The sequence below is a fragment of the Cupriavidus phytohabitans genome, assembly GCF_000426345.1.
Taxonomy (GTDB): Bacteria; Pseudomonadota; Gammaproteobacteria; order Burkholderiales; family Burkholderiaceae; genus Cupriavidus.
In genome coordinates this window covers 35732-52999 of sequence record NZ_AUFE01000009.1, presented here as the reverse complement: position 1 = coordinate 52999, position 17268 = coordinate 35732, and the positions used below count along the sequence as shown (strand labels likewise).

16 protein-coding genes are annotated in these 17268 nt (G+C 65.7%); 2 read left to right on the top strand and 14 right to left on the bottom strand.

Annotation, left to right across the window (positions count from 1 at the left end; genetic code table 11):
- Window positions 1-19: 19 nt before the first annotated feature.
- The 11 genes from hflX to ndk form a co-directional block, all read right to left on the bottom strand.
- Entirely contained in the window at window positions 20-1264 is a 1245-nt protein-coding gene (gene hflX / locus K309_RS36210) for a GTPase HflX (protein WP_035877109.1), read from the bottom strand.
- Between the two features lie 277 nt (window positions 1265-1541).
- The gene (gene hfq / locus K309_RS0109185) at window positions 1542-1781 is read right to left on the bottom strand and encodes an RNA chaperone Hfq (RefSeq protein WP_029046151.1); all 240 of its coding nucleotides are present in this window, start codon (window positions 1779-1781) and stop codon (window positions 1542-1544) included.
- Window positions 1782-1992: 211 nt separating this feature from the next.
- Window positions 1993-3336, bottom strand: a complete 1344-nt coding sequence (gene der / locus K309_RS0109180; protein WP_029046150.1) for a ribosome biogenesis GTPase Der — start codon at window positions 3334-3336, stop codon at window positions 1993-1995.
- 225 nt (window positions 3337-3561) lie between these two features.
- Window positions 3562-4737: an outer membrane protein assembly factor BamB gene (bamB, locus tag K309_RS0109175; RefSeq protein ID WP_029046149.1), complete on the bottom strand. Its 1176-nt coding sequence runs from the start codon at window positions 4735-4737 to the stop codon at window positions 3562-3564.
- Between the two features lie 50 nt (window positions 4738-4787).
- Window positions 4788-5420 (bottom strand): YfgM family protein, encoded by a 633-nt coding sequence (locus tag K309_RS0109170; RefSeq protein WP_029046148.1) that lies wholly within the window; start codon window positions 5418-5420, stop codon window positions 4788-4790.
- 86 nt (window positions 5421-5506) lie between these two features.
- Window positions 5507-6901, bottom strand: a complete 1395-nt coding sequence (hisS, locus tag K309_RS0109165) for a histidine--tRNA ligase (RefSeq protein ID WP_029046147.1) — start codon at window positions 6899-6901, stop codon at window positions 5507-5509.
- Window positions 6902-6939: 38 nt separating this feature from the next.
- On the bottom strand, window positions 6940-8232 hold the full coding sequence (gene ispG, locus K309_RS0109160) for a flavodoxin-dependent (E)-4-hydroxy-3-methylbut-2-enyl-diphosphate synthase (RefSeq protein ID WP_029046146.1): 1293 nt from the start codon (window positions 8230-8232) through the stop codon (window positions 6940-6942).
- Between the two features lie 52 nt (window positions 8233-8284).
- Window positions 8285-9289 carry a RodZ domain-containing protein gene (locus K309_RS0109155; RefSeq protein ID WP_029046145.1) on the bottom strand — a complete coding sequence of 335 codons (1005 nt, stop codon included), beginning with the start codon at window positions 9287-9289 and terminating at the stop codon, window positions 8285-8287.
- The gene (gene pilW / locus K309_RS0109150; RefSeq protein ID WP_029046144.1) at window positions 9282-10061 is read right to left on the bottom strand and encodes a type IV pilus biogenesis/stability protein PilW; all 780 of its coding nucleotides are present in this window, start codon (window positions 10059-10061) and stop codon (window positions 9282-9284) included. The genes K309_RS0109155 and pilW overlap by 8 nt, the downstream gene beginning before the upstream one ends.
- Window positions 10058-11212: a dual-specificity RNA methyltransferase RlmN gene (rlmN, locus tag K309_RS0109145; protein ID WP_029046143.1), complete on the bottom strand. Its 1155-nt coding sequence runs from the start codon at window positions 11210-11212 to the stop codon at window positions 10058-10060. Before rlmN ends, pilW begins: the two co-directional genes overlap by 4 nt.
- A gap of 37 nt (window positions 11213-11249) precedes the next feature.
- Window positions 11250-11675, bottom strand: coding sequence for a nucleoside-diphosphate kinase (gene ndk, locus K309_RS0109140; protein WP_012353167.1), 426 nt, complete (start codon window positions 11673-11675; stop codon window positions 11250-11252).
- Window positions 11676-12049: 374 nt separating this feature from the next.
- On the opposite strand from ndk, the gene K309_RS0109135 reads away from it, so the two are divergent.
- A complete protein-coding gene (locus K309_RS0109135; RefSeq protein WP_029046142.1) occupies window positions 12050-12754 on the top strand; it encodes a Bax inhibitor-1/YccA family protein in 705 nt (234 codons plus the stop codon).
- A 67-nt stretch (window positions 12755-12821) separates the two neighbouring features.
- Here K309_RS0109135 and rlmD read toward each other — a convergent pair whose 3' ends face one another.
- Entirely contained in the window at window positions 12822-14126 is a 1305-nt protein-coding gene (rlmD, locus tag K309_RS0109130; protein ID WP_232232349.1) for a 23S rRNA (uracil(1939)-C(5))-methyltransferase RlmD, read from the bottom strand.
- A gap of 236 nt (window positions 14127-14362) precedes the next feature.
- Here rlmD and K309_RS0109125 point away from each other — a divergent pair, with 236 nt between their 5' ends.
- Window positions 14363-15217 (top strand): endonuclease/exonuclease/phosphatase family protein, encoded by an 855-nt coding sequence (locus K309_RS0109125; protein ID WP_029046140.1) that lies wholly within the window; start codon window positions 14363-14365, stop codon window positions 15215-15217.
- Window positions 15218-15250: 33 nt separating this feature from the next.
- Here the strand turns inward: K309_RS0109125 and K309_RS0109120 are convergent, their stop codons facing one another.
- Window positions 15251-16090, bottom strand: coding sequence for a 3'-5' exonuclease (locus K309_RS0109120; RefSeq protein ID WP_029046139.1), 840 nt, complete (start codon window positions 16088-16090; stop codon window positions 15251-15253).
- Complete coding sequence (gene rpoS / locus K309_RS0109115; protein WP_029046138.1) at window positions 16087-17268, bottom strand: RNA polymerase sigma factor RpoS; 1182 nt, start codon at window positions 17266-17268, stop codon at window positions 16087-16089. Before rpoS ends, K309_RS0109120 begins: the two co-directional genes overlap by 4 nt.

Here is a 17268-nt window from a genome sequence, read left to right as displayed (position 1 = left end):
AAAGCCGCGCTGGCCCGGCTCAGGACCTTACCCCCGACTGGGCGCCATCGGCGCCATCGCCTGCCAGATCGTCGCTGTCGCTACCGTCCTCATACAGATGGGCGTCACCCAGCCGCTGATCATAGGGCGCAGGCTCCGGCGGGCGGCTGGCCAGCCACTGGGCCACCTCGACCACCGATTCGCGCAGCGCATCCAGGCCGATGCCTTCGCGGGCGCTCAGGAACACCCGCGTGGGAATGCCATCTTCATCGCGCTCGATGCGCGGGCCCTGCTCCAGCAGTTCGGGCGCCGCATCGATCTTGTTCATCACCACGATCTGCGGGATGTCGGACGCGTCGATCTCGGCCAGCACGCGGTTGACCTGTTCGATCTGCTCATGGCGCACCGGGCTGGAGGCATCGACCACATGGAGCAGCAGGTCGGCATGGACCGTTTCCTCGAGTGTGGCACGGAACGCCGCCACCAGCTGCGTGGGCAGGTCGCGGATGAATCCGACCGTGTCCGACAGCACCACGTTGCCCAGCCCGTCCAGGAACAGCCGGCGCGAGGTGGTATCGAGCGTGGCGAAGAGCTGGTCGGCCGCGTAAGCGCGCGCCTTGGTCAGCGCATTGAACAGCGTCGACTTGCCCGCGTTGGTATAGCCCACCAGCGAAATGCTGAGCGTATCGTTGCGCGCGCGTGCGCGCCGCTGCGTGCTGTGCTGGCGCTGCAGCCGCGACAGGTCCGCCCTGAGCCGCTTGGCACGGTCGTCCAGCATGCGCCGGTCCAGCTCGAGCTGGCGCTCGCCGGGGCCGCCACGCATGCCAATACCGCCCTTCTGACGCTCCAGGTGGCTCCACGCGCGCACCAGCCGCGAGGCGCGGTACGTCACCTGCGCCAGCTCGACCTGCACCTTGCCGACGTGGCTCTGCGCACGCTGACCGAAGATGTCCAGGATCAGGCCGGTGCGGTCGATCACGTGGCGGTTCAGGAAGCGCTCGAGGTTACGCTGCTGCGCCGGGCTGAGCGCGTGGTTGAACACGACCACGTCGGCGTCGAGCGCGTCGGCGGCTTCCTTCAGCTCCTCGGCCTTGCCTGAGCCAATAAACAGCGCCGGGTCCGGCCGCGAGCGGCGGCCCGTCAGCGTATGCACCGGCAGCGAGCCGGCAGTGGAGGTCAGCAAGGCAAGTTCGCTGAGGCTTTCCTCGAAGTCGTGCTTGCCGAAATCGACGCCGACGAGAATGGCGCGCGACGGGGCAGTATTGGAAGTAGCTCTGGGATCCAAGGGATGGCGCGAATGCGCTGGGAATTAGGAATAGCGAGGAATAGTGGAACGCTTTCCGATGGTTTCAGGGGATGACCGACGGAAGTCCCGTCCTGCCCTGGCCCCAGCCGGAATGGCTACCCGCACCGGGCGGAAGGCCGCGGCGGCGAGGTGCGCCGCCAATCCGGCAGGCACCGGCCGCGCTGGCGCACCGGTACCGGGCATCGGTGCAACCCTGCGGGCTGCCAGGCCGATGCCTTGGGTCGGCGGCCGCAGCTTTGCGCGGCCGCGAGGCAGATCAGTTCTCGGAGGAATCATCCACGCGGAAGTTGACCGCGCGCGCCGGAACGACGGTGGAAATCGCATGCTTGTAGACCATCTGCGTCACGGTGTTACGCAGCAGCACGACGTACTGATCGAACGATTCGATATTGCCTTGCAGCTTGATGCCATTGACGAGGTAGATGGACACCGGCACGTGCTCTTTGCGCAGCGCGTTCAGGAACGGGTCTTGTAGCAGTTGCCCTTTGTTGCTCATGGCACACTCCAAATTTATAGGTTTAGTGGTGAATGATGGGGATGGAACTCCCCGGTTCAAGTCAATCGGCGCAAAAACGCGCCAGAAAAAAGATCAAAAACGGTACCAAGTCGGCGTCAATGCACAGGGAACCCCCCTGCTACCGTGAATTTAGCCGCAGTTCCAAACGAACGCAAACGAAAACTGGCCCGCCAAGGATCCGATTCCGGACTCAATCCTTCGAGTCCGCGTACGGGTTTTTGTTCGTACGGAATTCGATGCGCAGAGGGGTGCCCTTGAGCTTGAATGCCGCACGGAAACGGTTTTCCAGATAGCGCCGATAGGTCTCCGCGACCCCCGACAGCGCGTTGCCATGGATCACGATGATCGGCGGATTCGAGCCACCCTGGTGCGCATAGCGCAGCTTGGGACGCGACGCGCCGACGCGCTTGGGCTGCTGGAATTCCACGGCTTCCTGCAGCACGCGCGTCAGCTGCGGCGTCGGCAGCTTGACCATGGCCGCGGCATAGGCGTCATCGACGGAACGCATCAGCGCGCCGATGCCGGTGCGCTCGCGCGCCGACACAAAGTGGAAATTCGCGAAACTCAGGAATTGCAGCTTGCGCTCGAGGTCGTGCTTGATGCGGTCGCGGGTATGGCCATCCAGCCCGTCCCATTTATTGACGCCGACCACCAGCGCGCGTCCGGATTCAACGATAAAGCCGGCGATATGCGCGTCCTGGTCGGAAATGTCCTGTTGCGCATCCAGCAGCAGAATCACGACGTTGGCATCGGCGATCGATTGCAGCGTCTTGACCACTGAAAATTTTTCAATCGCCTCGAACACCTTGCCGCGCCGGCGCAGGCCCGCCGTGTCGATGAGCGTATAAGGCTTGCCGCCGCGTTCGAATTCCACGTAGATGGCGTCGCGGGTCGTGCCCGGCATGTCGAACGCGATCACACGCTCTTCACCGATCAGCGTGTTGACCAGCGTGGATTTCCCCACATTGGGGCGCCCGACGATGGCGATCTTGACACCCCTGCCGTCAGCGGGCTCTTCCGCGGCCAGTTCCGGGCGCTCCTGCACGGCCAGCTCGATCGCCTCGTCGACCAGTTCGCGCACGCCATCGCCGTGGGCAGCGGAGATCGCGTACGGATCGCCCATGCCGAGTTCGTAGAAATCCGCGGCGACCGAGGTGTACTTCATGCCCTCGGCCTTGTTGACCGCCAGCATGATGCGCCGGCCGGTCTTGCGCAGGTAGTCGGCAATCGCGCGGTCTTGCGGCGCCAGGCCCAGGCGGCCGTCGACGATGAAGATCACCACGTCGGCCTCGACCACCGCCTGCTTGGTCTGCTTGGCCATTTCGGCGACGATGCCTTCCTTGACCACCGGCTCGAAGCCGCCGGTATCGATGGCAATGAACGGACGCTCGCCGACGCGGCCCTCGCCATAGTGGCGGTCGCGCGTCAGGCCCGGCAGGTCGGCGACGAGCGCGTCGCGCGACCGGGTCATGCGGTTGAATAGCGTCGACTTCCCCACATTGGGACGGCCGACAAGTGCGATAACTGGTTTCATGCAATAAACGGAAACGGGGGCCGGCACCTGCCGTCCCCCGGTTACTCCGGAGTCAATGGATCCGACAGCACGCGCACCCGCTGGGTGCGCCATGCCGCTTGTCCTGTCGGGGCGCGGCGCCGGTCAGCAACCCGCTGCGCAATTTGCCGCACGACCAGGGATCATGCTACCGGATTCGGCGCGCACCGTACCGACAGGTGTACGGCAGCGCGCACTGCTTGCTGGTCAGCCCGGCTGGAACCCGAAGACGTCGCCGTCGCGGGTCTGTATCACCAGCGTCTGCCCCGCCACCACCGGCGCGGCGGTGATGGCGCTGCCATCGGTCTTCATGCGGGCGACGACCTGGCCGTCCTCGCGCGACAGGAAGTGGACATAGCCTTCGAAGTCGCCCATCACCACCGAGCGACCCAGTGCCAGCGGCGCACCCAGGCGGCGGTTGCGCATCTGGTCGTTCTTCCAGCGCTCGGCGCCGTTCTGGCGGTCAAAGGCATGCACGACCGACTGCTCGTCGCTGGCATAGATCGCATTGTCATCCTGCGCGGGACCGCTCGGCGAGGAGAAATCCTTGCCCCACTGCGGCTGGCCGGTGGCCAGCTCGAGGCAGGCCACGCGCCCCTGGAAGGTGGTGGCGCAGACCTGGCGGCCGCTGATCATCGGCTGGCCGGTGACATCGTTCAGGCGCTCGATCTCGGACACGCCCTTGGGATAGGAGATCGTGCTTTCCCAACGCAGCACGCCGTTGCCCGGCGTCAGCACGCCCAGCTTGCCGCCGGGGAAACCCATCACGATGCCGTCACCGGCGAACACCATGCCCATCGCGGCACGCAGGTTGAGCGGCGTCTGCGAGCGCTGGTAGATCCAGCGGCGCTCGCCGGTTCCGGCGTCGAGGCCGAACACGCGCGTGTCAGTGGTGCGCACCACCACCAGGCCGTTGCCGACCAGCGGCGCGGACAGCACCTCGCCGTTGACCTGCTTCTTCCAGATCTGCTTGCCGCTGGCGTCAAAGGCGTAGATCGCGCCCTTCTCGCCGGCGACCGCGGTCACCGAGCCATCGCTGCCCGGGCCGGAGGTCAGGTCCAGGTCGGTCTTGGCCTTCCACAGCACGCGCCCGGAGGCGCCTTCCAGCGCCATCACGTTGCCGTTGTTGGACGACACGAAGACATTGTTGCCCGCCGCGGCGGGCTGCATCGAATACGGGCCGCTCTTGCCCACATCGGCCTTCCACGCCTGGCGCACCGTCAACGTGGCCGAAACCGGCTTGAGTTCGGCGGGCGGGTGCTTGTTTTCCTTGCTGAACAGCGAGCAGCCGCCCAGCGCGGCCAGGCAGGCAGCCGCCACCAGCGCACGGGTCACGGTGCGGGCGGGCTGGCGATGTATGGCACGGGAAAGCACTGACGTCATAAGGTTACGATCCTGGTTTTGCGTGATGCCACAAAGCGCGTGCGGCCGCATCAGGCCGCGCCTAGCGCATCGAGCTTGAACTGGATGATCTGGCGCGTGGCCGGCTCGGTCCCGCCCAGCTTGTCCAGCGCCTTGCGATAAGCCGCGCGCGCGTCGTCGCGCTTGTCCTGCGCGGCGAGCAGGTCGCCGCGGCGGTCGGCATACAGCGACGCGAACGCTGCCGGCGGTTCGTCCTTCAGCAGCGCCAGGCCCTGGTCATAGGCCTTTTCGTCGAGCAGCACGCCGGCCAGGCGCACCCGCGCCAGATGCGCGTATTCTTCGTCGCCGTGGTCGACGGCCCACTGCAGCTGAGTCTTGGCCGCGGCCAGGTCGCCCGCGTCGTACAGCACGCGGCCGGCGACCAGCGCGCTCATCTGGCCATAGGCGGTACGCCCGAACTTGTTTTCCAGGTCGGTCGCGGCGCGCTTGACGCGTTCGACGTCACGCGCCTCGGCGGCCTTGAGCACCTGCTCGTACAGCACCGCGGCCTCGCCGGCCTGCTTGCGCTCCCAGTACTTCCAGCCGTTCCAGCCGGCAAACGCCAGCAGCGCGGCGATGAGCACCCAGGTCAGCGCATTGCCGTACTGGCGCCACCAGGCCTTCAGATTTTCAAGCTGTTCCTGTTCTTCTAGATCGTAAGCCATGTCGAGGCAATCACCTGCGTTGGTTGGATACGGGCGTCTTGGATGACGGTGGGGCCGATGCGCGCATATTCCGCGCTATTCCGCGCTTACTCGCTGGCGCCGACCATGGCGTCGATCAGGTAGTCGACCAGTCCCTCGGCCTGCACCGTGGCCTGTTGCCCACCGCCTTCGGCCTGATCGCGCTGGCGAAGTTCCTTGACCTGGACCACGCCAGCGGCCACTTCGTCGTCGCCAATGATAACGGCATAGGCTGCGCCGCTTGTGTCGGCGCGTTTCATCTGCGACTTGAAGCTGCCGCCCTTGCCGTCGGCGCTGGCGTGCAGCACCACGTCCAGGCCGGCATCGCGCAGCCGCTCGGCCGCAATCATGGCCTGCTGCGCGGCGGCTTCGCCCTGATGCACAAGGTAGACATCGCAACCCACGGCGTCGGGCACCACGCCCTCTTCGCGGATCAGCTCGATGATGCGCTCGACGCCCATGGCCCAGCCGCAAGCCGGTGCCGGCTTGCCGCCCATCTGCGCGATCAGCGGGTCATAGCGGCCACCGCCGGCGATGGTGCCCTGCGCGCCGAGCTTGTCGGTGATCCACTCGAACACCGTCAGGTTGTAGTAGTCCAGCCCGCGCACCAGGCGCGGATTGATCTTGAACGGAATGTTGTTGGCCTTGAGCAGGCGCTGCACGCCCTCGAAGTGGGCCAGCGACTCTTCGCCCAGGAAGTCGATCAGCTTGGGCGCGTTGGCGGCCATTTCCTGCAGCGCCGGGTTCTTGGTGTCCAGCACGCGCAGCGGGTTGGTGTACAGGCGGCGCTTGCTGTCCTCGTCCAGGATGTCCTGGAAGCCCTCCAGGTACTTGATCAGCTCTTCGCGGTGGGCGGCACGCTCATTGGCCTGCCCCAGCGAGTTGATTTCCAGTCGCACGCCGGTCAGGCCCAGGTCGTCCCACAGGCGCTGGCACATCAGGATGATCTCGGCGTCGACGTCCGGACCGGCGAAGCCGAGCGCCTCGGCGCCCAGCTGGTGAAACTGGCGATAGCGGCCGCGCTGCGGGCGCTCGTGGCGGAACATCGGGCCGGTGTACCACAGGCGCTTGGGGCCGTCGTACAGCAGGTTGTGCTCGATGGTCGCGCGCACGGCGGCGGCGGTGCCTTCGGGACGCAGCGTCAGTTGCTCGCCGTTGAGCGCATCGGTGAAGGAGTACATCTCCTTCTCAACGATGTCGGTCACCTCGCCAATGCCACGCACGAACAGCTGCGTGTGCTCGACGATCGGCGTGCGCAGCTGCTGGTAGCCGTAGGCGCGCAGCATGGCGCGCGCGGCATTCTCGAAATGCTCCCACAGCGGTGCGTCGGCCGGCAGCATGTCATTCATGCCCTTCACGCCCTGCAGGGCCTTGGCGGGCTTCACCTTCTGCTCGGCCTTCAGTTCGGCCTTCGGTTCAGTCTTGGCAGCGCCGGCGGCGGCTGCGTTATCGGATTGCGTCATTCTGTTCTTGTCAGCTTCTCGGGCCTGGCCGGTGCGGCTCAGGCTGCCACTTCTCTATTGGCCCGTGCAGCGCCCGGGCCGTAATGCGTGCGAACGTACTCGTCCACGATCGCCTGGAATTCCTCGGCAATACGCTCGCCGCGCAGCGTCTTCACCTTGACGCCGTCGACGAACACCGGCGCGGCGGGCGACTCGCCCGAGCCCGGCAGCGAAATGCCGATATTGGCGTGCTTGCTCTCGCCCGGGCCGTTGACGATGCAGCCCATCACGGCCACATCCATTTCCTCGACGCCCGGATAGGCGGTTTTCCAATGCGGCATCTGCTCGCGCAGGTACGCCTGGATGCTGGCCGCAAGCTCCTGGAACACCGTGCTGGTGGTGCGGCCACATCCCGGGCATGCAATCACCATCGGGGTGAAGTTGCGCAGGCCCATGGTCTGCAGGATTTCCTGCCCCACATACACTTCCTTCTCGCGCGGCGCGCCGGGTTCCGGCGTCAGCGAGATGCGGATCGTGTCGCCGATGCCTTCCTGCAGCAGCACCGACAGCGCCGCAGTGGAGGCGACGATGCCCTTGCTCCCCATGCCGGCCTCGGTCAGGCCCAGGTGCAACGCATAGTCGCAACGGCGCGCCAGCTCGCGGTAGACCGCGATCAGCTCCTGCACCTGCGATACCTTGCACGACAGGATGATCTGGCTGCCCGCCAGGCCGATCTCTTCGGCCTTTTTCGCCGAATCGATCGCCGACGTGATCAGCGCCTCGATCATCACGCTCTGCGCGGGCCAGGGCTCGGCGCGCAACGCGTTCTCGTCCATGATGCGCGCCAGCAGGTCCTGGTCCAGGCTGCCCCAGTTCACGCCGATGCGCACCGGCTTGTTGTAGCGGCACGCCATCTCGATCATCTGCGCGAACTGCGTATCGCGCTTGGCGCCCTGCCCCACGTTGCCGGGGTTGATGCGGTACTTGGACAGTGCCTCGGCACAGGCCGGATAGTCCTGCAGCAACTTGTGGCCGTTGTAGTGGAAGTCGCCCACCAGCGGCACGTCGACGCCCATGCGGTCGAGCTGCTCGCGGATCGACGGCACCGCCGCGGCGGCCTCAGGCGTGTTCACCGTGATGCGCACGATTTCCGAACCCGCGCGCGCCAGGTCCTTGACCTGGATCGCCGTGCCGATGGCGTCGACCGTGTCCGTATTGGTCATCGACTGCACGCGCACCGGCGCATCGCCGCCGATGGTCACGACGTTATCGCCCCACACGACGCGCGCCTGGCGCGTCTGGCGGCGCGGCAGCGAGCCGGGCAGGACCGGGAGACAGAGCTGTTGGTTCATAGCATTACCACCTTGCAAAGACGCACTGCGCCGCACCTCTCGCCGGCCCGGATCAGGGCAGCGTCAGGCGCGCCACGTTGTTGCGGTTGGCTGCCTTCAGGTCGACCGGCGTGCCGTTGCGCGTCATCGACTCGATCCCCTTGACGTTGCCGATCACCACCTTGTACGGAGCCTTGCCGCCACCGGACACCGCCTGGCCGGCCTTGGCCGTGCCGCCCAGCACGATCTTGCCGCTGCTGTCGCGGATTTCATACCAGGTGTCGCTGGCGAAGCGGATCTGCAGCTCACCCTCACCGGCCGCCGCTGCCAGCGCTGCCGTCGCTGCGGGCGCCGGCGCAGGCGTTGCTGCAACCGGCGCAACAGCAGGCACGGCCACCGCTACTGATGCCGGCGCGGCAGCCGCGGCCACGGCCACGGCGGTGGCCGGTGTGGTTTCGGCCGAGGGCGCCGGCGAGTCGGCGGCGGCCATTACCGGCGGCAGCGCTGCGGTCACCGTGCCGGGCTCTGTCGATTGCGCAGCGGCATGTTCCTCCGTCGTGGCAGTCTCGGCCGCGCTGCCGCGGGTATCGATCCACTGGCGGATATGGTCCAGGCCGAACCAGCCACCGGCGGCCAGCACTACCGCCACCAGGGCCAGCCAGATCCAGCGCCCACCGGCTCCGCCGGTGCGGAAGCGATTGCGGTCGTCGAACGTGGCATTGAGGCTGCCCTCGCGCTGGCGTGCAATTTCGGTGACCGGTGCCACCGGAGGCTGGAAGCGCGCCAGCAGCGCGTCGATATCGACATGCAGCATGCGCGCGTAGGCCCGCATCACGCCCTTGGCGAAAGTGACATCGGGCAGCGCCTGCAGGTCGCCGGCTTCGATCGCGCGCAGCTTCGGAGCCGCCACCTTCAGGCGCGCGCTGACGTCTTCCACCGACATCCGCTGCGCCTCGCGCTCGCGCGCCAGTGCCGCGCCAATCTCGCGCGCTGCGGCTTCGCGGTCTCCTTCGTGCGCGCCACCGCCGACGTATTGCGTCGGTACGGCCTGGCCTGCGGCGCGGTCGTGCTCACTCATCCCATGCTCCTTGTTCGTAGGCGGTCAACTCACGCGAATCGGGGAAGCGGCTGCGCAGCTGCGCGACCAGCGCATCCTGCGTGCGGCCATCGCCCTGGCGGTGTGCAATGCGCGCTCCCAGCCAGAGGGATTGCGCACTGGCAAATTGGCTGCTGTTGACGCGCTGGGCATACTGCCGGGCCTGCGCGAAATCGCCGCGCCGGTAGTAGACCAACGCCAGATTGGTGTTAGCCACCGGGTTGTTGCGGTCGTAGCCGAGCGCGGCCTTCAGATTCTTTTCCGCCTCGGCGCTGTTGCCGCGGCGCAGCTCGCACGCCCCCAGGCTGATCAGCGGCTTCACCGGGCCGCCCGCCGACGGTGCCGACACGGCGCGCTGCAGCATCGGCACGGCTTCGCCATAGCGGCCCGACTGGCACAGGAACCAGCCATAGTTGTTGAGCAGATCACCATCGTTGCCGCGCATCGACACCGCGGTGCGGAAGCTGTCGTCGGCCAGCGGCTGCTCGTTCATGTTCATATAGATCAGCGCGCGCACATGGTAGGCATCCGCGAGCGATGGATCGATGGCGATCGCCTGCTTGATCTCGTCAAGCGCGACCGCATTCTGGCCGGCCTCGAGATAGTTGGTGGCCAGCTGCAGCCGGATGCTGGCACGGCGCCTTGCATCGGTCTGGTCGGAAGCGGTCTGGAGATCCTGCGCCGGCGTGTGCGGCAGCTGGCAGCCGGACAACATCAACAGCCCGAACAGGGCTGCAGCGATCAGACGGATCATGCAGGGCGAGCCTCCCGAGGCTGGCCGGCGCCGTTGACCGGCACCAGTGGCGTGATCTTGCCGAACTTGCCGCGCTCGGCCAGACGGGTACGATCCTTCACTTCCCCGGCCAACTGGCCGCAAGCGGCGTCGATGTCGTCGCCGCGCGTCTTGCGGATGGTGGTCACGATGCCGGCGTCCATCAGCACCTGCGCGAAGCGCCGGATCTGCTCGTTGTTGGAACGCTTCAGGCCCGACTCGGGGAACGGGTTGAACGGGATCAGGTTGAACTTGCACGGCACGTCGGCGACAAGCTTCAGCAGTTCCCGCGCATGCTCGACGCCATCATTGACACCGTCCAGCATGCAGTATTCGAAAGTAATGAAATCGCGCGGCGCGAATTCCAGGTAGCGGCGGCATGCCGCCATCAGCTCGGCCAGCGGGTACTTCTTGTTCAGCGGCACCAGCACGTCGCGCAAGGCGTCGTTGGACGCGTGCAGCGACACGGCAAGGGCCACCGGCAGGTCCTTCGACAGCCGGTCCATCATCGGCACCACGCCCGAGGTGGACAGTGTCACGCGGCGGCGCGACAGGCCGTAGGCATTGTCGTCCAGCATCAGCCGCATGGCCGGCACCACGGCATCGTAGTTCAGCAGCGGCTCGCCCATGCCCATCATCACCACGTTGGAGATGACGCGGTCGTCCCTGGGGCCACGACCCAGCTGCTCGCGCATGGCGAACTCCGCCATCCACAGCTGGCCAATGATCTCGCCCGTGGTCAGGTTGCGCGAAAAGCCCTGCTTGCCGGTCGAGCAGAAGCGGCAGTTGACCGCGCAGCCCGCCTGCGAGGAGACGCACAGCGTGCCGCGCGTTTCCTCGGGGATGTACACCGTTTCCACTGCGTTGCCCTGGCCGACGTCGAGCAGCCACTTGCGCGTGCCGTCGGCCGACAGGTTGTCGGTAATGGCGGCAGGCGCGCGGATCTCGGCCCGGGTCGAGAGCTTTTCGCGCAGCGACTTGGCGAGATCCGACATGGCGTCGAAGCTGCTGGCACCATAGTGGTGGATCCAGCGTTGCAGTTGCCGCGCACGGAACGGCTTCTCGCCGAGCTCGCCGCAATAGGCGGTGAGCGCGTCCGCGTCGTAGTCGAGCAGGTTGACGAGATGGTTCATGACGGCAAACTCAGCTTCAGTGTCAGTCAGCAGCCGATCAGCGGCTGTAGACGTTCATGCCCGGGAAGAAGAAGGCAACTTCCACGGCAGCGGTTTCGGCGGCGTCCGAGCCGTGCACGGCGTTGGCGTCGATGCTGTCGGCGAAGTCGGCGCGGATGGTGCCCTTCTCGGCCTTCTTCGGGTCGGTGGCGCCCATCAGGTCACGGTTCTTGGCGATAGCGTTCTCGCCTTCCAGGGCCTGGATCATGACCGGGCCGGAAACCATGAAGTCGACCAGGTCCTTGAAGAACGGACGCTCCTTGTGCACAGCATAGAACTGCTCGGCTTCGCCGCGCGACAGGTGCACCATCTTGGCAGCAACGATCTTCAGGCCGGCGGCCTCGAAACGGGCGTAGATCTGGCCGATGACGTTCTTGGCCACGGCATCCGGCTTGATAATCGACAGGGTGCGTTCGATCGCCATGAAAAACTCCGAAAAATGAAGGGGTTACAAATGGATTAAACGTGCGATTCTAGCACGAAGATGATGACCCTTTCGAGGGTCTGGACCGCTCCGGCGTTGGTGCTACGGGTCCTGCGACCCATTTCGGCCGCAAGTCGCATTGGCGGCACATTACATCCTTGTCATGTCAGGAACACGACGCCCCGCCCTCCGTCAAACGAAGGCGGCGCCAAACCGGCTGTAACAGCGAATGCGGGTGCCTGCTGGGTTACCCCGCCCTTGCAATTCGGCCGGCCAGATGCCACATTGACGATGGTTCCGTCCGCGGTCCATTCGAATATTCTCTTTCTTTCGGACAGGCCCGGCAGCCTCACCGTTTTGAGACAGGAGTCACCATGGATAACAAGCTGAATACCTACGGTTTCGGCAATAGTGCGTCGACCGTCACTGACGTCGTCGTTCGCAACCGGGTCTTGCGCAACACTTACTGGCTGCTGGCCCTCTCGATGATCCCTACCGTGCTCGGTGCGTGGATCGGCGTGGCCACCGGCTTCAGCTTCATGGCGGGCAGCCCCGGCCTGTCGCTGATCCTTTTCCTGGCCATTGCATTCGGGTTCTTCTTCGCCATCGAGAAGACCAAGAACAGCAGCATGGGCGTGGTGCTGTTGCTGGCGTTCACGTTCTTCATGGGACTGATGCTGTCCCGGCTGATCAGCGTGACGCTGGCGTTCTCCAACGGACCGGCGCTGATCATGTACGCTTTTGGCGGCACGGCAGCAGTGTTCGGCGCGATGGCGACCATCGCCACCGTCAGCAAGCGCGATTTCTCCGGCCTGGGCAAGTTCCTGTTCGTCGGCGTGATCCTGCTGATCCTGGCCAGCGTTGCCAATATCTGGCTGCAGCTGCCGTCGTTGATGATCACGGTGTCGGTGATCGCGATCGGTATTTTCTCGGCGTACATCCTGTTCGATGTACAGCGCGTGGTGAACGGCGGCGAAACCAACTACATTACCGCCACGCTGGCGATCTACCTCGACGTATACAACGTCTTCGTCAACCTGCTGGCGCTGCTGGGCATCTTCGGCGGCAGCCGGGAATGACGGCAAACGCCGCGGCATGAAATAAGCCGGCCTGTTGGCCGGCTTTTCTTTTGGACGCACGCAGCGATCAGCCGCGGTCGAACACCGCGATCGACTCCACGTGCGAGGTGTGCGGGAACATGTTGACCACGCCGGCGCCGCTCAGCCGGTAGCCCGCCTCGTGCACCAGCAGGCCGGCATCGCGCGCCAGCGTGGCCGGGCTGCACGACACATAGACGATGCGCTGCGGCAGCACGTCGCTGCCCTGCTGTGCCAGCTCGCCGAGCGCCTTGCTCACCGCGAGCGCGCCTTCGCGCGGCGGGTCGACCAGCCAGCGGTCGAAGCGGCCCAGCGCGGCGATGTCGTCAGCCGTGACTTCGAACAGGTTGCGGCATGCGAATTCGGTCTTCTCGGCCAGCCCGTTGTAATCCGCATTGGCCAGCGCGCGCGTGGTCAGCGCCTCGCTGCCTTCGATACCCATCACCGACTTGCCCTGCGTGGCCAGCGGCAGCGTGAAGTTGCCGATGCCGCAGAACAGGTCGAGCAGGCGGTCGCCCGGCTGCGCATCGAGCAGGCGCAGCGCGCGGCCGATCAGCACGCGGTTGATCTGGTGGTTCACCTGCGTGAAGTCGGTCGGCTTGAACGGCATGCGGATGCCGAATTCCGGCAGCGTATAGGCCAGCTCGACGTCAGCCGGGTAGAACGGGTAGACCGTGTCCGGCCCCTTCGGCTGCAGCCAGAACTGCACCTTGTACGCGTCGGCGAAGACGCGCAGCAGGTCCTTGTCGGCGTCGGTCAGCGGCTCGAGGATACGCAGCACCAGCGCCGTCACTTCGTGCCCGACGGCCAGTTCGATCTGCGGCATGCGGTCGCGGATCGACAGTCCCGCCACCAGTTCGCGCAGCGGCACCAGCATCGCCGACACATGCGGCGGCAGGATTTCACAACGCGTCATGTCGGCGACGTAGCTGCTCTTGCGCTCATGGAAGCCCACCAGCACGCCGCCCTTCTTCACCACATGGCGCACGGTCAAGCGCGCGCGGTAGCGGTAGCCCCAGTCTGGCCCGGCGATCGGGCGGAACACCACGTCGGGCTTCACCTTGGACAGGTGCCACAAATTGTCTTCAAGCACGCGCTGCTTGATCGCCAGCTGCGCACGCGAATCCAGGTGTTGCATCGAGCACCCGCCGCAGACGCCGAAATGCTGGCAGCCCGGCTTCACGCGCATCACCGATTCCTGCAGGACTTCGCCGAGGTGCGCCTGCTCGAAGCTGGGCTTACGGCGATAGCTGCGATAGCTGACCGTCTCGCCGGGCAATGCGCCTTCGACAAAGATCACCTTGCCAGGCGTGCCGTCCTCGTTGACCAGGCGGCCGACGCCGCGCGCCTCCATGTCAAGGCTATCGATCGACACCACCGGATCGGCGCCCGGAGCATTGCCACTGGCATTGCCACGGCCACGGGACTCTTTTGCGGCGGGAGCGGCACCCGGTGCGGCTGATTCGGGCACGGCGGCGGACGTTTCTTGTGGGGAGGACACGGCTTGGGACACCAGATAAAACCTGACGTATTGTTTTACGAAAGGGCGATTGTATGCCAGACCGGCCGGGTCAACGACGGAGGCGTTGTATGGAACTGATTTCGTGGAATGTCCAGTGGGGCCGCGGCGCGGACGGACGTGTGGACCTTGCGCGGCAGGTGGACACGCTGCGCGCGATGGCCGATGCCGATGTGATCTGCCTGCAAGAAGTCACGCGCGGCTTCGGGGAACTGCGTGGCGAGCCGGGCATCGACCAGGTGGCAGAACTGAGCGCCCTGCTGCCAGGCTATCACCTGCTCTTTGCGTCAGGCGTGGACCGGCGCGACCGCAACGGCACACGCAAGCAATTCGGCAACCTGATCGCCACGCGGCTATCAGTACGCGAGGTATTCCGGCACGCATTGCCGTGGCCTGCAGACCCGCAAGTGGCGTCGATGCCGCGCGTTGCGCTGGAAGTCACCGTCGAAGCCGGCACACTGCCACTGCGCGTGATCTGCACGCACCTTGAATATTACTCGGCGCTCCAGCGCGCGGCGCAGGCCGAAGCCCTGCGCGACTGGCATGTCCAGGCCTGCGACCACGCGCGGCGCCCGGGCCGCAGCGAGAAGTGGCCCGGGCCGTTCACGCCGGAACCGCGCCCCGCCGAAGCCATCCTGTGCGGCGATTTCAACAGCAAACCCGACGACATTGCCTATCGCCGCATGCTGGAGCCGTTCGACGACGCCACCACGCCATGGCGCGACGCCTGGCTGCTCACGCATCCCGGCCAGCCGCACGCGCCGACCTGCGCCATCCATGACAAGGAGCAATGGCCCGAGCCACCGTTCGCCTGCGACTTCATGTTCGTGACGGATAACCTGGCCGCGCGGATCCGGCGTTGCGAGATCAACGCGGATACCGCCGACTCGGACCACCAGCCGATCCTGCTGTCGCTGGACCTCTAAGGCCGTGGCGCACGCCGGCGGGCGCCGGCGCGATCAATCCTCGAAGTCGTCGACTTCGGGCGTGAGGCGCTGCAGGCGGAAGGCCTGCAGGTATTCCATCCACTGCTCGCCGGGCAGCTCCGCCAGCGATTCCTGGACAAGGTCCATCTCCGTGTCGAACTCGCGCGGCGACATGCCGCCGCGCATCAGCTGGAAACGGCAGTACATCAGGTAGGTGTTGACAACGTCGGTCTCGCAATAGGCGCGGATCTCGTCGAGCTGGCCAGCCTGGTATGCGTGCCAGACCTTGCTGCCATCCATCCCCATCTTGCCCGGGAAACCGCACAGCTTGGCCAGGTCATCCAGTGGTGCGCTGGCGCGCGGCTGGTACATCGCCAGCAGGTCCATGAGATCCAGGTGCCGCATGTGATAGCGGCTGATGTAGTTGTTCCACTTGAAGTCGCGGCTGTCTTCGTCGCGGCCCTCGCCCATCTCCCAGTAGCGCGGCGCCGTGACGCCGTTGACGAGGCCGCGGTAATGCAGCACGGGGAGATCGAATCCGCCGCCGTTCCATGAAACCAGTTGCGGGCTGTAGCGGGCGATCAGTTCGTAGAACTTCTGGATCAGCGTGGCCTCGTTGTCCTCGGTGGTGCCGAGCGAGCCCACATGGAACACGGCCGAACCATCGCGGTGCGTGCGCCGCAGCACGCAGGAAATCGCGGCGACGCGCTGCAGGTAGTGCGGCAGGAAATCGCTGCCGGTCTTCTCGCGGCGGGCGGCAAAGGCGTGTTCGGCGACTTCGCCGTCGCTCATCGCGTCGGGGTGGTCATGCAAACGGCGCAGGCCGGCGACATCGGGAATGGTCTCGATGTCGAATACCAGCACAGGGGTCATAAAACGGCGTCCTTCCTGACACCTTGCGAAGCGAAATGCCGCTTGAGCTTGACCAGCGCCTCCTGCTGGATCTGGCGTACGCGCTCGCGCGTCAGGCCCATCTCCTCGGCGAGCTCTTCCAGCGTGGCTGGTTCGATATGGTTGAGGCCGAAGCGGCGCTCCACCACATAGCGATGCTTTTCCGACAGGCGCGCGAGCCAGAGCTTCATCAGCCCTTCCAGTTCGCGGTGCGCCACCTCCTGATCGGGGGCGGCGTTGTGCTCGTCAGAGAGGAAATCCAGGAGGCTCGAGCCGGGATCGAGGTCGAACGGCGTATCGAGCGAGGTGGTGTGTTCGTTGAGTGCCAGGACGTCCTGCACTTCGTCCGGCGTCTTGCCCAGCAGGTGGGCGATGTCTTCCAGGCTGGCGTCGCGCCCGTCGGTACCGCCCTTCTCCAGATGGCGCTTGGCGCGCAGCACCTGGTTCAGTTCGCGGATCACGTGCACCGGCAGGCGAACGGTGCGGGCCTGGTTCATGATGGCGCGCTCGATGCTCTGGCGGATCCACCAGGTCGCATAGGTCGAGAAGCGGAACCCGCGCGACGGATCGAATTTCTCGATCGCATGCATCAGGCCGAGATTACCTTCCTCGATCAGGTCCAGCAGCGGCACCCCCCGATTGAGGTATCCCTTGGCGATGCTGACCACCAGCCGCAGGTTGCGCTCGATCATGACCTGGCGCGCCGCAAAGTCGCCGTCCTTGGCCAGCGTGGAGAAATGCAATTCCTCCGGCGCGGACAGCAGCGGCTTGATGCTGATGCGGTTCAGGTAATGCTGGACGGTGTCGGCGGCCAGCTCGGTATGCAGCACCGTGCGGAAATCATCGTGCTCGGCCGCTGCGCCATCGCTGCCATTCTCGCCTTCGCTTTCTTCCTCGTCTTCAGACTCGTCATCGTCGTCATCGCGCAGATGGCGGTCATTGTCGTCGGCGAGCAGGTCCGATTCGCGCAGGCCCACCGAAGTGGAGGTGGCGATCGGCTCGTCGGTCACGGGAATCAGGTCGGCAGCAAGATCTGGCTCGAACGCTTGCGCGTCGGCGTGCTCGTCGGGATGTGCCACACCAGCCTTCACTTCCGGCTGCTTTGGACGGCGAGCCCTACTGACAGTTGTTCCGGAGGAGACGGTTTTCTGGCGTGGCAT

Coding starts and splice junctions, on each gene's coding strand:
- hfq (WP_029046151.1), bottom strand. CDS start 1,781: ATGAGCAACAAAGGGCAACTGCTACAAGACCCGTTCCTGAACGCGCTG.
- der (WP_029046150.1), bottom strand. CDS start 3,336: ATGAAACCAGTTATCGCACTTGTCGGCCGTCCCAATGTGGGGAAGTCG.
- bamB (WP_029046149.1), bottom strand. CDS start 4,737: ATGACGTCAGTGCTTTCCCGTGCCATACATCGCCAGCCCGCCCGCACC.
- K309_RS0109170 (WP_029046148.1), bottom strand. CDS start 5,420: ATGGCTTACGATCTAGAAGAACAGGAACAGCTTGAAAATCTGAAGGCC.
- hisS (WP_029046147.1), bottom strand. CDS start 6,901: ATGACGCAATCCGATAACGCAGCCGCCGCCGGCGCTGCCAAGACTGAA.
- ispG (WP_029046146.1), bottom strand. CDS start 8,232: ATGAACCAACAGCTCTGTCTCCCGGTCCTGCCCGGCTCGCTGCCGCGC.
- K309_RS0109155 (WP_029046145.1), bottom strand. CDS start 9,289: ATGAGTGAGCACGACCGCGCCGCAGGCCAGGCCGTACCGACGCAATAC.
- pilW (WP_029046144.1), bottom strand. CDS start 10,061: ATGATCCGTCTGATCGCTGCAGCCCTGTTCGGGCTGTTGATGTTGTCC.
- rlmN (WP_029046143.1), bottom strand. CDS start 11,212: ATGAACCATCTCGTCAACCTGCTCGACTACGACGCGGACGCGCTCACC.
- ndk (WP_012353167.1), bottom strand. CDS start 11,675: ATGGCGATCGAACGCACCCTGTCGATTATCAAGCCGGATGCCGTGGCC.
- K309_RS0109135 (WP_029046142.1), top strand. CDS start 12,050: ATGGATAACAAGCTGAATACCTACGGTTTCGGCAATAGTGCGTCGACC.
- rlmD (WP_232232349.1), bottom strand. CDS start 14,126: ATGGAGGCGCGCGGCGTCGGCCGCCTGGTCAACGAGGACGGCACGCCT.
- K309_RS0109125 (WP_029046140.1), top strand. CDS start 14,363: ATGGAACTGATTTCGTGGAATGTCCAGTGGGGCCGCGGCGCGGACGGA.
- K309_RS0109120 (WP_029046139.1), bottom strand. CDS start 16,090: ATGACCCCTGTGCTGGTATTCGACATCGAGACCATTCCCGATGTCGCC.
- rpoS (WP_029046138.1), bottom strand. CDS start 17,268: ATGCCACGCCAGAAAACCGTCTCCTCCGGAACAACTGTCAGTAGGGCT.